Annotated in this window: 19 protein-coding genes; 15 read left to right on the top strand and 4 right to left on the bottom strand. The window is 62.4% G+C overall.

The window, feature by feature from the left end; genetic code table 11:
* Window positions 1-11: 11 nt before the first annotated feature.
* Both DAD186_RS05810 and DAD186_RS05805 read right to left on the bottom strand, forming a co-directional pair.
* On the bottom strand, window positions 12-806 hold the full coding sequence (locus tag DAD186_RS05810) for an ABC transporter permease (RefSeq protein ID WP_236886213.1): 795 nt from the start codon (window positions 804-806) through the stop codon (window positions 12-14).
* On the bottom strand, window positions 803-1,702 hold the full coding sequence (locus tag DAD186_RS05805) for an ABC transporter ATP-binding protein (RefSeq protein ID WP_065247887.1): 900 nt from the start codon (window positions 1,700-1,702) through the stop codon (window positions 803-805). Before DAD186_RS05805 ends, DAD186_RS05810 begins: the two co-directional genes overlap by 4 nt.
* Window positions 1,703-1,888: 186 nt before the next feature.
* Here DAD186_RS05805 and DAD186_RS05800 point away from each other — a divergent pair, with 186 nt between their 5' ends.
* Genes DAD186_RS05800 through DAD186_RS05775 form a run of 6 tightly spaced genes read left to right on the top strand, consistent with a single transcriptional unit; the run spans window position 1,889 to window position 6,777 of the window.
* On the top strand, window positions 1,889-2,695 hold the full coding sequence (locus tag DAD186_RS05800; protein ID WP_065247886.1) for a helix-turn-helix transcriptional regulator: 807 nt from the start codon (window positions 1,889-1,891) through the stop codon (window positions 2,693-2,695).
* A complete protein-coding gene (gene sufB / locus DAD186_RS05795) occupies window positions 2,692-4,119 on the top strand; it encodes a Fe-S cluster assembly protein SufB (RefSeq protein ID WP_065247885.1) in 1,428 nt (475 codons plus the stop codon). The genes DAD186_RS05800 and sufB overlap by 4 nt, the downstream gene beginning before the upstream one ends.
* Window positions 4,119-5,312, top strand: a complete 1,194-nt coding sequence (gene sufD, locus DAD186_RS05790; RefSeq protein ID WP_065247884.1) for a Fe-S cluster assembly protein SufD — start codon at window positions 4,119-4,121, stop codon at window positions 5,310-5,312. Before sufB ends, sufD begins: the two co-directional genes overlap by 1 nt.
* Window positions 5,313-5,648, top strand: a complete 336-nt coding sequence (locus DAD186_RS05785; protein ID WP_065247883.1) for a Rieske (2Fe-2S) protein — start codon at window positions 5,313-5,315, stop codon at window positions 5,646-5,648.
* A gap of 15 nt (window positions 5,649-5,663) precedes the next feature.
* Complete coding sequence (sufC, locus tag DAD186_RS05780) at window positions 5,664-6,416, top strand: Fe-S cluster assembly ATPase SufC (RefSeq protein ID WP_065247882.1); 753 nt, start codon at window positions 5,664-5,666, stop codon at window positions 6,414-6,416.
* Window positions 6,417-6,456: 40 nt separating this feature from the next.
* Complete coding sequence (locus tag DAD186_RS05775) at window positions 6,457-6,777, top strand: metal-sulfur cluster assembly factor (RefSeq protein ID WP_055088062.1); 321 nt, start codon at window positions 6,457-6,459, stop codon at window positions 6,775-6,777.
* 89 nt (window positions 6,778-6,866) lie between these two features.
* Here DAD186_RS05775 and DAD186_RS05770 read toward each other — a convergent pair whose 3' ends face one another.
* A complete protein-coding gene (locus DAD186_RS05770; protein ID WP_065247881.1) occupies window positions 6,867-8,144 on the bottom strand; it encodes a dicarboxylate/amino acid:cation symporter in 1,278 nt (425 codons plus the stop codon).
* A 105-nt stretch (window positions 8,145-8,249) separates the two neighbouring features.
* The gene (gene ald, locus DAD186_RS05765; RefSeq protein WP_065247880.1) at window positions 8,250-9,362 is read right to left on the bottom strand and encodes an alanine dehydrogenase; all 1,113 of its coding nucleotides are present in this window, start codon (window positions 9,360-9,362) and stop codon (window positions 8,250-8,252) included.
* A 247-nt stretch (window positions 9,363-9,609) separates the two neighbouring features.
* Between ald and DAD186_RS05760 the strand changes: the two genes are divergently transcribed.
* The 9 genes from DAD186_RS05760 to metK all read left to right on the top strand — a co-directional run bounded on the left by DAD186_RS05760 (window position 9,610) and on the right by metK (window position 17,138).
* On the top strand, window positions 9,610-11,214 hold the full coding sequence (locus DAD186_RS05760; protein ID WP_065247879.1) for an ABC-F family ATP-binding cassette domain-containing protein: 1,605 nt from the start codon (window positions 9,610-9,612) through the stop codon (window positions 11,212-11,214).
* Between the two features lie 120 nt (window positions 11,215-11,334).
* Window positions 11,335-11,892, top strand: coding sequence for an elongation factor P (gene efp / locus DAD186_RS05755; protein WP_065248752.1), 558 nt, complete (start codon window positions 11,335-11,337; stop codon window positions 11,890-11,892).
* A complete protein-coding gene (nusB, locus tag DAD186_RS05750; RefSeq protein WP_236886212.1) occupies window positions 11,855-12,397 on the top strand; it encodes a transcription antitermination factor NusB in 543 nt (180 codons plus the stop codon). Before efp ends, nusB begins: the two co-directional genes overlap by 38 nt.
* A 15-nt stretch (window positions 12,398-12,412) precedes the next feature.
* Entirely contained in the window at window positions 12,413-12,976 is a 564-nt protein-coding gene (pyrR, locus tag DAD186_RS05745) for a bifunctional pyr operon transcriptional regulator/uracil phosphoribosyltransferase PyrR (RefSeq protein WP_065247877.1), read from the top strand.
* 258 nt (window positions 12,977-13,234) lie between these two features.
* Complete coding sequence (gene mihF, locus DAD186_RS05740) at window positions 13,235-13,561, top strand: integration host factor, actinobacterial type (protein WP_065247876.1); 327 nt, start codon at window positions 13,235-13,237, stop codon at window positions 13,559-13,561.
* Entirely contained in the window at window positions 13,561-14,145 is a 585-nt protein-coding gene (gene gmk / locus DAD186_RS05735) for a guanylate kinase (protein WP_065247875.1), read from the top strand. Before mihF ends, gmk begins: the two co-directional genes overlap by 1 nt.
* Before the next feature lie 114 nt (window positions 14,146-14,259).
* Window positions 14,260-14,601 (top strand): DNA-directed RNA polymerase subunit omega, encoded by a 342-nt coding sequence (rpoZ, locus tag DAD186_RS05730; RefSeq protein ID WP_055088047.1) that lies wholly within the window; start codon window positions 14,260-14,262, stop codon window positions 14,599-14,601.
* Between the two features lie 16 nt (window positions 14,602-14,617).
* Window positions 14,618-15,880 (top strand): bifunctional phosphopantothenoylcysteine decarboxylase/phosphopantothenate--cysteine ligase CoaBC, encoded by a 1,263-nt coding sequence (coaBC, locus tag DAD186_RS05725; protein ID WP_082991105.1) that lies wholly within the window; start codon window positions 14,618-14,620, stop codon window positions 15,878-15,880.
* Between the two features lie 52 nt (window positions 15,881-15,932).
* On the top strand, window positions 15,933-17,138 hold the full coding sequence (gene metK / locus DAD186_RS05720) for a methionine adenosyltransferase (protein ID WP_065247873.1): 1,206 nt from the start codon (window positions 15,933-15,935) through the stop codon (window positions 17,136-17,138).
* Window positions 17,139-17,171 lie beyond the last annotated feature (33 nt).

Genomic DNA, 17,171 nt, shown 5'->3' with positions numbered 1-17,171 from the left:
GGACCCGCGGCTCAGCTGCTCGTCCAGCGGAAGAATCTCACCGTCAGGCCGCCAAAGAGGGCGGCCCAAATCGCAAGGAGCGCGAGTGACCATAGGGAGGGCGCGTGGCCCGAAAGCGCAGCGGTGAGGGCATTCGTGGCCGCCGCTGACGGTAAGAGCGCGACGATGGCGTCCAGGGGAGCCGGGAAACTCTTCGCGGGAATAGCGACACCGCCCACGGCAATGAAGAGGAGGAAGAAGATATTGGAAAGCGCGAGCACAGCCTCCGTACGGAGCGTACCGGCGATCAAAAGGCCGAGGCCTCCGAATGCGCACGTCGCGAGAATCCATGCAGGGATCGACCACAGGATTTCGCTTGCTGTGGGACGCCATCCGAGTGCGAGTGACAGCACGCCGAGAACGACGATCTGCAGGATGTGGACGAGGGAGAGGGCGCCAAGTTTGCCGAGCATGTACCCGCCCCGGCCGAGCGGTGTTGTGGCAATCCAGCGCAGCACACCATTACGGCGGTCAAAACCCGTGGAGATCGCCTGGGAGGTGAGTGAAGTCGCGATGATCGCCGTGACGGCCGTCGCAGCAACCGCGTCGGAAATCGAAGGAGTGTGGCCACCAAAAAGCGCGGGCGATACGGGAATGAACCGAAGACCGAGGAGCACCATGGCGGGCAGCATGAGCGAAACCATGAGCTGTTCGCCGTTCGTGAGGAGTGCCCGGGCTTCGAGTTTCGCGTGTGCGGCGATTCGCTGCGGTGCTCGTGCGGCGCGGCTACCGCTCACACTGGGCGAATGACGATCGGCGATGCTCACTTTTGCTCCTTCGTTGAGTGCGTGGAGAGCGTGACGAGGATGTCCTCGAGCGAGGCGGGGCCACGATTGACCGTGAGCGAAACCCCGTGCGCCGTCGCGGCCTCGCGCACGGCACGCTCGAATCCCGTGAGATTCTCTTGTGCTGGGGCTGTCGCCGAGACGTCGAGCGCGAGCGCTGTGCCATTCCCGAGGGTATTTTCGACGTCGGCGAGGGTGCCGTCGGCCCGCACGACGCCACCGGCGATCACGATGATGCGATCGGCAAGTGAGGCGATGTCGTCGAGCGCGTGGGAGGTGAGAATTACTGCTGCCCCTCGCTCAGCTTCCGCGCGGATCAATTCACGCGTGCGGCGCTTGACGGCCGCGTCCATGCCCGCGGTGGGCTCGTCGAGGAAGAGGACATCCGGTTCTCCGAGCAGTGCGAGCGCGAGGCTGAGGCGCTGGCGTTGCCCGCCGGAAAGGCGACGCACGAGCGTTGAGGCAAACGCGTCGATGCCCAGTTCGCTCGAGAGCACTCGCCAGTTTCGAGGGTGCGAATAAAGGCAGGAAGCGTATTCGAGAAGATGCTTCGCAGTGGCACCGGAGGTGAGCCCGCCGTCCTGAAGCATCACGCCCACGCGCGCGCGAGTCTCGGCGTCGTGAGTGCGGGGGTTGCTTCCAAGGAGTCGAACTTCGCCGCCATCGGGGTTGAGGAGCCCGGTGGCGCACGCAATGGTCGTCGATTTTCCCGCGCCATTGGGGCCAAGAAGGGCGGTGATCTCACCAAAATTTGCCGTGAGGCTGACGTTTTCGCACGCCGTCACGTCTCCGAATTGTTTCCTCAGGTTCGCGATCTCGAGGGCCGACGCTGGCGCCGCCTTCGGTGAACCCTTCACTGTGGTGGTGTTCTTGCCCATGGCTCTCCATCGTACTGTTCCGCGCGCTTCCGGGCGGCGAGGCCCGGGGCCGACGGTTGCCCGGCGATCGATGCGTGGTGTGACTTACACCGCGCCTTCGCGGGACTTAGGTAACCCTCCCTATCTTTTCGAAACTTGCGGTTTGTAGAATCGGAGCGTCCACCGTTTCGGCGAGAGGAGGATGTCGTGAATGCTCGCACTGATGCGCACGCATCGGATTCAACGCGCGAACGTCTCATCGAGGCCATCAGCGTCGACGGCCCCATCGCCGCTGGCGACCTTGCCGAACGGTTCCACCTCACGGGCGCGGCCATCCGTCGGCACCTCTCCCAATTACACGCCGAAGGCATTATTGAGGAAAAGGAAGCACCTAATCGCCCCCGTGGTCGTGGACGGCCCCGCAAAGAGTTCGTGCTCGCCGCGAAAGCCCCCGACACCGATGCGAACTCACGCGAATGCGAAAGCCTCGCGCTTCTCGCGATGAGGGAACTCGAGCGCGCAGGCGGTCACGAGGCACTCGTGACGCTCGCAAAGGCACGAACTTCGGAGTGGGAAGCCGAATTTGAGAGGCGGTACGAGCGCGAAAATGCGAGGGGAGAAGTGCCCCCATCCAAGCGCGTGCGCCTCGTCATCGACCTTCTCAAGGAACTCGGGTACGCCGCGTCACTGAGGCCCGTGACGGTGACCGTTGGCCCACCCGGGAAAGGCGGCGCCTCGACGCGTACCCTCACAACCGTGCAAATGTGCCAGGGGCGCTGCCCCGTCCAGGACATCGCGGCCAAGCACCCGGAGCTGTGCGAGGTGGAAACCGCAGCGCTCTCGCGTATGCTCGGCGTCCCCGTCCAGCGCCTCTCCACCCGAGCGGCAGGCGCGCACGTATGCACGACCCACTTGACCCCCGCCATGAGCGCAGCGATTGCTGAGTCCATGGCGGAAGGGGAACTCGCCTCGGACGTCACCACAGATTTGCTCACAGAAGGAAGGAAGCCATGACGACTGCACCAGAGCAGCTCAGTCAGGACGAGATCATCGCGTCGATTGGCAGCTACGAATATGGCTGGCACGACACGGACACCGCCGGCGCCGCCGCTCAGCGAGGGCTGAGCGAGGACGTCGTTCGGAACATCTCGCACCTGAAGAACGAGCCGGAATGGATGCTCAAGCGCCGACTGCGCGCCCTCTCGCTCTTCGAAAAGAAGCCGCTTCCCACGTGGGGTGCGGATCTGAGCGACATCGATTTCGACAACATCAAATACTTCGTGCGCTCGACCGAGGGTCAGGCGAAGAGCTGGGAAGACCTCCCCGAAGACATCAAGGCGACCTACGACCGCCTCGGTATCCCCGAAGCCGAGAAGGAGCGCCTCGTCGCGGGCGTCGCCGCCCAGTACGAGTCCGAGGTTGTGTACCACCAGATCCGCGAGGACCTCGAGAAGCAAGGCGTCATCTTCGTGGATACCGACACGGGCCTTCGCGACTACCCCGAGATCTTCGAGGAGTACTTCGGAACGGTCATCCCCGCGGGCGACAACAAGTTTGCGGCCCTCAACACCGCCGTATGGTCGGGCGGCTCGTTCGTGTACGTCCCGAAGGGCGTCCACGTGGAGATTCCGCTCCAGGCCTACTTCCGCATCAACACCGAGAACATGGGCCAGTTCGAGCGCACGCTCATCATCGCCGACGAAGGCTCGTACGTGCACTACGTCGAGGGCTGCACGGCGCCGATCTACAAGTCGGATTCGCTGCACTCGGCCGTCGTCGAGATTGTCGTGAAGAAGGACGCCCGCGTGCGTTACACGACCATCCAGAACTGGTCGAACAACGTGTACAACCTCGTCACGAAGCGCACGACCGTTGAAGAGGGCGGCACGATGGAATGGGTCGATGGCAACATCGGCTCGAAGGTCACCATGAAGTACCCCGCGGTGTGGCTCCAGGGTGAGCACGCGCGCGGCGAGACCCTCTCGATTGCGTTCGCGGGCGAAGGTCAGCACCAGGACACCGGCTCCAAGATGGTGCACATGGCCCCCCACACCTCGAGCTCGATCGTCTCGAAGTCGGTCTCGCGCGGTGGCGGTCGCTCGTCCTACCGCGGTCTCGTTCAGGTCAATGACGGCGCGCACCACGCGGCTTCCAACGTGCTGTGTGACGCCCTCCTCGTCGACCAGATTTCTCGCACCGATACCTACCCGTACGTCGATGTTCGTGTCGATGACGTGCAGATGGGCCACGAGGCTACCGTGTCCAAGGTCAGCGAAGAGCAGCTGTTTTACCTCATGAGCCGCGGTCTCGAAGAGACCGAAGCCATGGCCATGATCGTGCGCGGCTTCATCGAGCCGATTGCGCGTGAGCTCCCCATGGAGTACGCGCTCGAGCTCAACCGCCTCATTGAACTGCAGATGGAAGGAGCCGTGGGTTAATGACCACGACGGATCATTCGAAAGCACAGCTCGAATCCGAAGGCGTCGCTCTTCCCGGTGAGCGCAGCGGCCTCCTCTCGCGCGCGACCCGTCACGCCGCATTCGGAATCGAGAATCACGAGATTCCGACCGGCCGCGAGGAAGAGTGGCGCTTTGCGAGCCTCCGCCAGCTCGCCCCGCTTTTCGAAGCTCGCGAGACCCACGTTGAAGAAAGCGTCGTGAGCTACGAGGTCGAGGCTCCCGAGGGCATCGTCGTCGACTCGCTCGGCGAAAAGGAAGCCCCCCGGCACACGGCGATCCTCCCCGAGGACCGGATCGCCGCGGCAGCCGCCGAGCTCACCGCGAACGCGCTCTACCTCAAGGCTCCCTCGAACGCCGAGATCAGTGAGCCGGCGCGCGTCGAGATCGGGGGACACGATGCCTCGGTTGCGAGCCACGGCGAGATCGTGTTGCACACCGAAGCGAACGCCCGCGCGACCTACGTCGTCAACCACACGGGCTCGGCGCTCTATGCCCAGAATGTCGAGATGATTCTCGACGAGGGCTCCGAGATGACCGTGATCGCCATCCAGGACTGGACCGATGACGCCGTACACGTTTCGACCCACGTCGCAAAGATCGGTAAGGACGCGCGCCTCAAGCACATCGTCGTGACGCTCGGCGGCAAGGCGGTGCGCGTCAACTCGACCGCGACCTTCGCGGGCCCCGGCGGCGAAGTTGAACAGGACGGCCTGTACTTTTCCGACGAAGGCCAGCACCTCGAACACCGCCTTTTTGTGGATCACGCCGCGCCAAACTGCACCTCGAACGTGCTCTATAAGGGCGCACTCCAGGGCCGCGGCGCGCGCAGTGTCTGGGTGGGCGATGTGCTCATCCGCAAGGAGGCCGAAGGCACCGAGACCTACGAAATGAACCGCAACCTTGTGCTCACCGAAGGGGCGCGCGCCGATTCGGTGCCGAACCTCGAGATCGAGACTGGCGAAATTGAAGGCGCAGGACACGCCGCCGCGACGGGTCGATTCGACGATGAGCAGTTGTTCTACCTCATGGCACGCGGCATCTCCGAAATCGAGGCTCGCCGTCTCGTTGTGCGCGGTTTCTTCCAGGAGCTCATCCAGAGGATCGAGGTTCCTGAGGTGCGTGAGTACCTCACGGAGCAGATCGAGGTCGAGCTGCAGCGGAGCATGAACTAAATGTCCATGACACACACGGTTGCACACCTCGAAGACCTTGCCCCTGGAACGGTCATGGGCATAGAGGTCGAAGGGGTCGAGATTGCTCTGGCGCGCGATACAGATGGAACTGTCCACGCGCTTGGCGATCTGTGCACCCACCGCAGTGTCAACCTCTCCGATGGCGACGTCGAAGACGGCGCCCTTGAGTGCTGGAAGCACGGCAGTCAGTTCGACCTTCGCACCGGCGTGCCTCGGCAACTTCCCGCACATGTTGCAACACCCGTTTATCCCGTCACGATCGACCAGGCGAGCGGCGCGATCAGCGTCTCGCTCGACCCCATCGAACTTTCCTGACTCGAAAGGAACATCATGTCCGTTCTTGAAATCAAGGACCTCCACGCAACCGTGGAAACTCCCGAAGGTACGAAAGAGATCCTGAAGGGCGTGAACCTCACGCTCCGCTCGGGGGAGACCCACGCCATCATGGGGCCGAACGGCTCCGGTAAGTCCACGCTCGCGTACTCACTCGCGGGTCACCCGAAGTACGAGATCACCTCCGGCGAGGTTCTCCTCGACGGGGAAGACGTTCTCGAGATGAGCGTTGACGAACGCGCGAAGGCCGGGCTTTTCCTCGCGATGCAGTACCCGGTCGAGGTTCCCGGCGTGACCGTCTCAAACTTCCTGCGCACCGCGAAGACCGCCGTTGCCGGCGAGGCTCCGAAGCTTCGCGAGTGGGTCAAGGATGTGAACTCCGCAATGGAGAAGCTTCGCATGGACCCGCAGTTCGCGCAGCGTAACGTGAACGAAGGCTTCTCGGGCGGCGAGAAGAAGCGCCACGAGATTCTCCAGATGGAGCTCCTTCGCCCGAAGATCGCGATCCTTGACGAGACCGACTCCGGCCTCGACGTCGACGCGCTTCGCGTCGTCTCGGAAGGCGTGAACCGCGTTAAGGAGGAGAGCGACCTCGGCGTCATGCTCATCACGCACTACACGCGTATCCTCAAGTACATCAAGCCCGATTTCGTGCACGTGTTCGTGAACGGCCGCGTCGCGGAAGAGGGCGGCCCCGAGCTCGCTGAGCGTCTCGAGGCCGAGGGCTACGACCGCTTCCTTACGGCCTGAGCGCCGCACGACTGCGACTACCTGAAAGGACGGCTTAGCAATGTCCGAATCCAAGGATGTGACCGCTGAGGACGTCACCGAAGCTCTCAAGGATGTCATCGATCCCGAACTCGGGATCAATGTTGTGGACCTTGGCCTCGTGTACGGGGTCACGGTCGAGAACGGCAACGCCGTGATCGACATGACGCTCACGAGCGCCGCGTGCCCGCTTCAGGACGTGCTCGAAGACCAAACCTTCGCCGCACTCGACCCGATTACGGAGACGCACCGCATTAACTGGGTGTGGATGCCGCCGTGGGGCATGGAGCGCATCACCGAGGACGGCAAGGATCAGCTTCGCGCGATCGGTTTCAATATCTAAAAATGTTGCGGCAGCGCCGCGACTCAAAAGAAGGGTGGCCAGCTCGTGTGGAGCTGGCCACCCTTTTCGTGTGCGGGAGGCGTCGGAACCTACCGCGCTGGGCTTTCGGCGCGGGGTGCTGCGGCGAGGGCCTCATCTTCAGCTCGCTCGCGATCTCCCTTGTCCATCCAGTCTTTGCCGTCGATCATGCGGGCAACGAGCATCGAGGAGGAGTTGTCGCCAACGGCGTTGATCGTCGTTGCGGGGGCATCGATGATGGTGCCGATGATGGAAATGACCGGCAGGGCCGTGGTGGGGAACCCGTAGAGCGTGATGATCATGAGCTCACCGACGAAGCCACCCGAAGGGATGCCACTCATCACCATTCCGCTGAGGAGAGCGATGCCCACGGCGATGAGCATGTTCTCGACCGTGAAGAGATCTCGCTGGAAGAGCGTGAAGAGAAACGAAATTTTAAGGATCGCGGAAAGCACGGAGCCTTCCATGTGGATCGTCGCGCCGATAGGAATGATCGTTTCGCGAATATCGCGAGGAACGCCGGCGCGCTGCGCAGCCTTGAGGTTGGCCGGAAGGCAGGCAACGGAGGAACCGGTGCCGAGCGCGATGGCGGTGGGCTCGAGGATGTTGCTCCAAAAGCGCTTGATGCCCTTGGTCCCACCAGCGATGTAAGCGTATAGCGTGAAGGCCACGCAGAAATACACGATTGTGACGGGGAAGTAGATGACGAATGCGCGCACATACCCGCCCACGAGCTGCGGGCCGAGCTCACCGATGAGAGCGGCGAAATAGGCACCAAGGCCAATCGGCGCGTAGTACATCACGAGCGAGACGAGCTTCAAGAACACGGCACTCGCTGACTTGAGAAATTCGCGGAAGGGGTCACCAGCCTTGCCAATTCCGCTCGTCGCGAAGCCCACGAGCACGGCAAAGATGATGAGCGCGAGCATGTTGGAGGGGGAGAGGAGCTCACCGAATTCGCTCACGGTGAGGGTCTGCACGATCTGGTCGCTGATCGATTCCGGTTTTTCCACCGCGCCGGGATCCGTAAGCGTGATGTTGAGCGGCTCGCTTGAGCGGAACAGCCACAGCACGGTGAGCATGATGATGGCCGCGAGGATGCCGGTGGAGATAAACACGAGCATCATCGAACCCATGATTTTCCCGAGGCGCTTTGCTGATTCCATGGCGGCAACCGAAGAGGCAATGGAGAAAAACACGAGCGGCACCACGAGCGTGAACATCATGTTCACGAACACCACCCCGAAGGGTTTCACCACGGCGGCATCGGGGCCGAAGACGAGTCCGGCGATTGCGCCGAGGATCACGCACGTGAGAATAATGAGGGGGAATCGATAATTTCGCAGCATGCGTGCATTATCCCAGCTTTGGCCCGCTACAAGCGGAATTGAGGGCGTGGTGGGCTGGGATGTTCCGCACAGCCCACCCCCGACCTTTGACGCGCGAGCCGAACGCTAACTCAGCATGGTGCGTGCATCGCGGCTTTCACGTCCGTGACTCTCGGCGACTTCCGTGTGCAGCAGTTCTCCGCGGTACGTCGAAAAGCCGGAGAGGAGCCCAGCGTGGCCCGCAATGCCGGCGATTCCACCGTTCGCGAGAGCACGGACATACGGGAGGCTCGCCCCTGCGAGGGCAACGCTCGCGGTACGGGCCACGGCGCCCGGCATATTCGCGACACCGTACACGGTGGCGTTTCCCACGCGGAAGGTTGGATCATCGTGGGTCGTGGGCGAAGAAACCTCGGTGCAGCCGCCCTGGTCGATGGCAACGTCAATGACGATCGAGCCGGGGCGCATCGCCTCGATCGTTTCTCGTTTGAGGAGTTTCGGGGCTGCACGGCCAGGTAGGAGAACCGAGCCCACCACAACATCGGCATCGCGAGCGAAGGTATCGATCGCTTGCGCGTTGGAGAACCCCGTCGAAATACGTGTGCCGTGGATGCGGTCGAGATCGGCGAGGCGAGAGGAATTGATGTCGAGCACGGTCACGCTCGCGCCCATGCCTGCGGCCACAAGCGCGGCCTGTTCGCCGACGATGCCTCCTCCCACGACGAGAACCTTTGCTCTTGCCGTTCCGGGCGCACCACCCATGAGCACGCCGGTTCCGCCAAAGGGCGACATGAGTTGGTGCGCGGCGACCTGTGCGGCGAGCCGCCCGGCGATGATGCTCATGGGCGCGAGCAGAGGCAGGGAACCGTCGGATCCGCGCACCATTTCGTACGCAAGCGCCGGTGTTTTGGCCTCGAGCAGGGCATCCGTGAGTGGGCGCGAGGCCGCGAGGTGCAGGTACGTGAACAGGAGCTGATCCTCGCGGAGGAAGCCGTACTCGCTCTCGAGCGGTTCCTTCACCTTGAGGAGCAACTCGGCCTCTTCCCACACCTCCTTTGCCGTGGTCGCGATACGGGCGCCTGCCTGCTCGTAGTCCCGGTTCGTAAAGCCCGCGTTTACGCCCGCATCCGTTTCCACGATGACCTCGTGGCCTGAGCGAATCAATTCTTCAACGCCAGCGTGGTGCATGGACACGCGGTATTCGTTGTTCTTAATTTCCCTGACGATGCCGATCTTCATGGCGCTTCATCACCTGTTCCGCAGCGCGCCGTCGCGCCGCCAATTGTCTACACCCATCGTGACGCACGAGGGCCCCGCGCTCAAGGGACACGAGGAAAAGTCTGAGGCTCCGGAGGGCGCATGTGGAATCCGCTACCCGGTGAGGCAGAGTCCGACGGTTGCACGGCCTTCAGCGCACGCGCCTGATTAGACTTGTGCGCGGCTCACAACGGCCAAGCCCTACCACCATCTGTTTGCAAAGGACACCATGATCACGGTCCATGACCTCGAGATTCGCGTGGGTGCACGCATGCTGATGAGCGGCGTGAACTTTCAGGTGGTGAAAGGCGATCGTGTAGGTCTCGTGGGGCGCAACGGCGCGGGCAAGACGACGCTCACGCGTACCCTCGCGGGCGAACGTGAGGCTGCGGCTGGATCGATCGATATTCGCGGGCAGATCGGCTTCTTGCCTCAAGACACGACTGAGGGGGATCCGAAGCAAAAGGTGCTTGCGCGCATCCTCGAGGCCCGCAACCTCGCGCGCATTTTCGAAAAACTCGCGCAGAGCGAGCATGACATGGCCGACATGAGCCTCAGCGAAAGCAAGCGTGAGAAAGCGATGGATCGCTACGTGCGGTTCAACAACGAGCTCGAGGCCCAGGGTGGTTACGCCGCCGAGGCAGAGGCCAAGCAACTCGCGGCCAACCTTGGGGTTGATAACCGGCTGCTCGAGGCTGAGCTTGGCACCCTCTCAGGCGGGCAGCGTCGCCGCGTTGAACTCGCGCGCATTCTGTTCTCACAAGCAGAGACACTCGTTCTGGATGAGCCCACGAACCATCTCGATGCCGACTCGATCGTGTGGCTTCGCGAGTTTCTCATGCAGTACCCGGGCGGCATGATCATCATTTGGCACGACATTCAACTCGTCGAACACGTGGTCAATAAGGTGTTCTACCTTGATGCAAACCGCCAGGTCATCGACGTGTACAACATGGGCTGGAAGAATTATCTGCGCCAGCGTGAGGACGACGAGAAGCGCCGTAAGCGCGAACGTGCGAACGCCGAGAAGAAAGCCGCGACCCTCCAGGCGCAAGGCGAGAAGATGCGCGCGAAAGCGACGAAGGCCGTTGCCGCTCAGCAGATGTTGCGTCGAGCTGAAAAACTCCTCGATTCCCTCGAGGACGAACGCCAGGTTGAGCGAGTGGCAAAGCTCCGGTTCCCGAAGCCCGCACCGAGCGGAAAGACGCCACTGAGCGCCGAAGGGCTTTCGAAGAGCTACGGGAGCCTCGAGATTTTCACCGACGTGAACCTCGCGATCGATCGTGGCTCGCGCGTTGTTGTTCTCGGCCTCAACGGGGCGGGGAAAACCACGCTTTTGCGTCTGCTCGCGGGCGTCGAAACACCAGACACGGGTGAGGTGGTCGCCGGGCACGGGCTGAAGCTCGGCTATTTCGCGCAGGAGCACGACACCCTCGAGCTCGAGCGCACCGTTCTCGACAATATGCAGCGCGCCGCGGGCGATCTTCCCGAAGTTGAGGTCCGTAAGATCCTCGGCTCCTTCCTCTTTCAGGGAGATGACGTGCATAAGCCCGCCGGGGTGCTCTCCGGTGGCGAAAAGACTCGCCTCGCCCTCGCGACCCTGGTGGTCTCGAGCGCGAACGTCTTGCTTCTCGACGAGCCCACGAACAACCTCGACCCCGCGAGCCGCGAAGAAATCCTCGGCGCCCTCAGTGCCTTCGAGGGAGCGATCGTGCTCGTGAGTCACGATCCCGGCGCTGTCGCCGCGCTCAACCCCGAGCGCGTGCTCATGATGCCCGATGCGGTCGAGGACCTCTGGAACGCCGAATACGAAGAACTGATCGCGCTCGCGTGAGAAGGATCAAGGGGAATCCGGCAACCGTCGGAAAACTCCGCGCCCGAAGGGCGCTAAAATTAAGGATTGTGCGCGCCCTCGAAGGGGCGCGTGCGCAACAGCAACCTCGAACGGAGAATCATGGCAAGCACTAACGACCTCAAGAACGGAATGGTTCTGAAGATCGACAACAACCTCTGGAGCGTTGTCGAATTCCAGCACGTCAAGCCCGGTAAGGGGCCGGCGTTCGTGCGCACCAAGCTCAAGAATGTTCTCTCCGGCAAGACCGTGGACAAGACCTTCAACGCGGGCGTCAAGGTTGAGACGGCGACGATCGACCGCCGCGACATGCAGTACTCGTACAAGGATGGCGACCTCTTCGTGTTCATGGACACGACAACCTGGGAGCAGGTCAACGTGACCGCCGAGGTCGTTGGTGAAGCCGCGGATTACATGCTCGAAGGGCAGGATGCGGTCGTCGCGTTCTACGAGGGCACCGTGCTTTTCGTTGAGCTTCCCGCCTCGGTTGTTCTTGAGATCACCCACACCGAGCCGGGCCTCCAGGGCGACCGCAGCTCGGGTGGGACGAAGCCCGCGACGCTTGAAACCGGACTCGAAATTCAGGTGCCGCTCTTCCTGGAGCAGAACACCAAGGTCAAGGTTGACACCCGCACGGGCGACTACCTCGGGCGCGCCTGAGATGCCGTTCGATCCGCTGGATCTGCCGCTCCCGGGGCGCGAGGGCGACGAGTTCGAACTCGTCAAGACCCTCCCGTCTCGGGCGGGGAAGTTTGGGGCCAAGACCAGGGCGCGTGTGCGCGCGATCGACGTGCTCTTTGAAGCCGACGCTCGCCAGGTCGGCGTTGAGGACCTCGCTGAGCAGCGCACGGTCACCTCGACTGCGCAGACGCCGCTGCCGGAAGCCGCAAAGCAATTCGCGCTCCTGTATGCCGCGCACGCCGCCGATGTTGACGACACGATCGCCTCTCATTCGGAAGCCTGGACGCTCGAACGCATGCCGGCTGTTGACCGTGCGATCCTGCGCATGGGGGCCGCTGAGATCCTTCACGGTGTCGGCGTCGATTCACCCGTGCTGCTCAAGGAATACACGAGCGTTGCCTCCGAACTGTCCACCGAGGATTCGGCCTCGTTCGTCAACGCGCTTCTTCAACGCGTGGCCGACGCGAAGGACCTGCTCGGATAAGGAAGGGAGCCCTCCATGGCCGAGGATCTGCGCACGGAAGTGTTCAAGGCGGGCGATATTCGCCGCGCCCTCACTCGTATCGGCTATGAGATCGTCGAAGGCGAAAAAGGCGCCGATGATTTCGTGCTCATGGGAATCCACAGCCGTGGTGTGCCACTCGCTCGCCGCATCGCCGAGGCTATTGCGCGGGCAGGCAACACCGAACGCAATCCCGAGGACATCGTTGGAGAGCTTGACATTACGCGCTTTCGCGACGATCGCACATCGCATCCCGTGCGCGCAGAGCGCGAGACTCGGCTCCCAGCCGGCGGTATCGAAGGGCGTACGGTCGTGCTTGTTGACGACGTTCTCTATTCGGGGCGTACCGTGCGTGCGGCCCTCGATGCGTTGAGCGACCTCGGGCGTCCGGCTGCCGTGCGGCTCGCAATTCTCGTTGATCGTGGCCACCGGGAGCTCCCGATTCGCGCAGATTTCGTGGGAAAGAACCTTCCTACGTCGAGACGTGAGCGCGTAAGCGTGCTGCTCGAGGAAGTCGATGGCGTGGACTCCATTGTTCTTGAAAAACCAGTGATCGCCTGATCGAGGTGATGGCGGGCCCGAGAATTATCGGCGATTGGGCTGCTCAAGGTGGCATTTAGGTCATGGAATTGCAATAATTCAGCGTTCTTCAAGACTTTATCAACTTGGTGGGTAACTCTATACGTAGCTCCGAGCCGGGCGGTCTGCCAGTTAAGTGCAGTCCGCTAGGTGGGGGGCACTCGAAGGTTTGCTGGGTGTTTCTTATGGAACCCCACGAGAATGGGTGAAAACCCACCGATAGATTGAAGAGGTAAACACGTGGCTCTCCCCACTTTGACCCCCGAAGCGCGCAAAGCCGCTCTCGAGAAGGCCGCACAGCTCCGCCAGGAGCGTGCACAGGTGAAGAACCGCCTCAAGAATTCGACCGGCAACCGCGGCGAAGAAATCGCGAAGCTTCTCGAAGAAGCAAAGACGAGCGAAGCCGTCGCGAGGCTCAAAGTTTCCGCGATGCTCGAATCGCTCCCGGGCATCGGCAAGGTGAAGGCCGCCCAGATCATGGAGGAAATCGGCATTTCCCCTTCTCGTAAGATGCGGGGCCTTGGCCGCCACCAGGCGGAAAAGCTCATCCAGCACTTCGCAGAGTGATGCCCTCCGATCCGGCCGGGGTGAAGCGCGCTCGGGTCGTTGTGGTAGCTGGCCCCACTGCCGTGGGTAAGGGGACCGTGACGCGCAGATTTCTCGAGCGCTACCCCGACGTGTACCTGTCGGTATCGGCAACCACGCGAAGTCCACGCCCCGGTGAAGCTGATGGGGTTCACTACTTCTTTTGGAGCCCTGAGAAGTTCGACGACGCGATCGAGCGGGGCGACATGCTCGAATGGGCGCTCGTGCACGGCCAAAATCGCTATGGCACCCCCAGAAGCGCGGTCGAAGAGGCGTGCGCCGAGGGGCGGCCCGTGATCCTCGAGATTGACCTTGATGGCGCCCGCCAAGTGCGCCGAACGATGCCCGATGCGCGCTTCGTGTTTCTCGCCCCACCGAGCTGGGACGTCCTCGTGGAGCGTCTCGTGGGACGCGGCACGGAAACTCCGGAGGAGCAGCAGCGCCGACTCGAAACCGCACGTGTCGAAATGGCGGCGGAGAATGAATTCGACGTGACGATCGTGAACGACGACCTCGATGAGGCTGTCGATGCACTCGCCCGTGAGGCCGGGCTCGGCGTCGCGTGAATGACATCACCGCTTGCCGCTGCCGCTAGGGGCCTGTTTCGGGTAAACTGAGTCCTTGCGCGCTCGTCATGGACGAGTGCCGACATCTGACTTCACACTAGGAAGGGACGTTTCGTGCCTGGAACCGTAGCCCAGCCCGAAGGCATCACCAACCCACCGATCGATCGTCTGCTCGAGACCGTCGATTCGAAGTACGCCCTCGTGCTCTACTCGGCGAAGCGTGCGCGTCAGATCAACGCTTACTACTCGCAGGTCGAAGATGGCCTCCTCGAGCACGTCGGTCCGCTCGTGGACACCGAGCCTCAGGAGAAGCCGCTTTCGATCGCACTTCGCGAGATCGACGAAGGTCTGCTTGAGGCGAAGGAGATCGATGAAAACGCTCCGAAGCCTCCCGCGCGCGAACCTCTCACGCTCGGGGATGACGCCCCCGAGGTACCGATCGACTTTAACCTCTAAGCACGAGGTTTTGACGATGCCCGCATCGCCTTCCTCAATGCCGCCGCGTCCTCTTGAGGGCCTTCGCGTCATCGTGGGAGTGTGTGCGGGCATCGCTGCATATAAGGCGGCGCATGTGGTGCGCGCTCTCACCGAGCTCGGCGCTGACGTGCGCGTAGTTCCCACGAAAAATTCACTCGAGTTTGTGGGGGCGGCCACGTGGGAAGCGCTCAGTCACAATCCCGTGCGCACCTCGGTTTTCGAGGACGTGGATTCGGTGGCGCACGTGAGGCTCGGCCAGGAGGCCGACGCTATCCTCGTCGTTCCTGCGACGGCGGATTTTATGGCGAGTGTGCGCATGGGCAGAGCGGATGACCTCCTCTCGGCGTCGCTTCTCGTCACGCGAGCCCCGGTGATTCTCGCTCCCGCGATGCATACCGAAATGTGGGAACACCCCGCGACTCGCGACAACGTTGACGTGCTCCGTTCTCGTGGCGTGCACGTGATCGAGCCCGCGAGTGGTCGCCTTACGGGTGCCGATACCGGTGTGGGGCGTCTTCCCGAGCCCGAGGCGATCGTGCAGTTCACCCAATCGGTTCTCGCGGCGGGGGAGCGTGAGCGCGATCTTGAAGGTTCGCACATCGTGATTACCGCCGGTGGTACGAGCGAGGCACTCGATCCGGTTCGAGTGCTCACCAATCGTTCCAGCGGCAAGCAAGGTGCTGCGCTCGCGCGTGCCGCGTGCGTGCGTGGGGCTCGTGTGACGCTTGTCCTCGCAGGTTCGAATATCGTGCCGCCCGCGGGGGTTGAGGTCGTGCGAGCCGTGAGCGCGGCTGACCTGGCCTCGGCCGTGCGCGAGCTCGAAGGAAAAGCTGACGCACTCATCATGGCCGCCGCCGTCTCCGACTTCACCCCGGAGGCTTCAGGCAGCAAAATCAAGAAGCGTGAGGGCGAATCGGGGCTCACGCTGCACCTGACGGAAACCGAAGACATCCTGCGTGGCCTGACGGAGCGGCGAGTCCCAGGCCGCCGGCCGCGTGCAATCTGCGGCTTCGCAGCCGAGACCGGAGATGAGCACTCGAGCGCCCTCGCGCACGCGAAACGCAAAGCTCAAGCGAAAGGCGCGGACCTCCTTGCCTTTAACGACGTGAGTAAAAACGGTTTCGGATCCGATCACAACGAACTCACGTTTCTCGGCTCCAGCGGTGAGATTCTCGGCGCGGCGTCAGGGTCGAAAGACGAGGTCTCTCACGCGATGCTCGATCACGTTGCTGCGCTCCTTACACGTGAGCACGGCTAGCCGTGTGGTGCGCCCTCATTCTCTCCACTAGATATCGTCGAAAAGGCAGTACATGACTCTCAGTGACCTGCGGTATTTCACCTCCGAATCCGTTACGGAGGGACACCCGGATAAAATTTGCGATCAAATTTCCGATGCGATTCTCGACGACATGATTGCCCAGGACGTTCAGTCACGCGTCGCGGTTGAGACGCTTGTGACGACGGGCCTCGTGCACGTCGCCGGTGAGGTGCGAACCGAGGGCTACAGCGACGTGAACTCGATTGTTCGTGAGGTCATTCGTTCGATCGGTTATGACTCTTCTGAGAAGGGCTTCGACGCGGATTCTTGCGGGATTGAAGTCTCGATCGGTGCGCAATCTGCCGATATCGCCCTGGGTGTGGATCACTCTGAAGAGTTTAAGGGCGGAAGCGTTGAGCAGGGCTTCCAGCTCGGGGCCGGTGACCAGGGGCTGATGTTCGGCTACGCGTGTACCGATACGAAGGACCTCATGCCGCTTCCCATCTATGCGGCCCACAAGCTCGCCCAGAACCTTTCGAACGCACGCCGCGACGGCGTGCTGCCGTACCTGCGCCCCGACGGAAAATCTCAGGTGACCATAGGTTATGACGATGATTTCGTCGCGCGCAGCGTCAACGCTGTCGTGGTCTCGAGCCAGCACGCGGAGGACGTCGATGTTTCCGGGCAACTCACCGAGGCCATCTCTCGCGTGGTGATCCAGCCTGTCCTCGACGAACTCGCGGAGTTGGGCCTCGCAATCGACGACGTCAAGCGCCACATCAATCCCACCGGTCGCTTCGTTGTGGGCGGGCCCAAAGGCGATGCGGGCCTCACGGGCCGTAAGATCATCGTCGATACCTACGGCGGTATGGCGCGCCACGGCGGCGGCGCTTTCTCGGGTAAGGACCCCTCGAAGGTCGACCGCAGCGCAGCGTACGCTCTTCGATGGGTGGCCAAGAACGTCGTCGCAGCGGGTCTCGCCGATCGCTGCGAGATCCAGGTGGCCTACGCGATCGGTCGAGCAGCCCCCGTGGGACTCTATGTGGAAACCTTCGGAACCGGGAAGGTGCCCGAACACCAGCTCGCACGCGCGATCGAAAAGGTCTTCGATCTTCGCCCTCAGGCGATCGTTGAGGAGCTCAATCTTTTGCGCCCGATCTACCGGAAGACCTCGGTTTTCGGTCACTTTGGCCGGCCTCTTCCCGAGTTCGAGTGGGAGAAGACGAACAGAGCCGAAGAACTTACGCGAGCGCTCTAGCTGGCTGAGCCCACGAAGTTTTCGGGGGCGATG

Origin of the sequence: Dermabacter vaginalis, from assembly GCF_001678905.1 — a bacterium.
Taxonomy (GTDB): domain Bacteria; phylum Actinomycetota; class Actinomycetes; order Actinomycetales; family Dermabacteraceae; genus Dermabacter; species Dermabacter vaginalis.
This window is presented reverse-complemented; position numbering and strand designations above follow the sequence as displayed.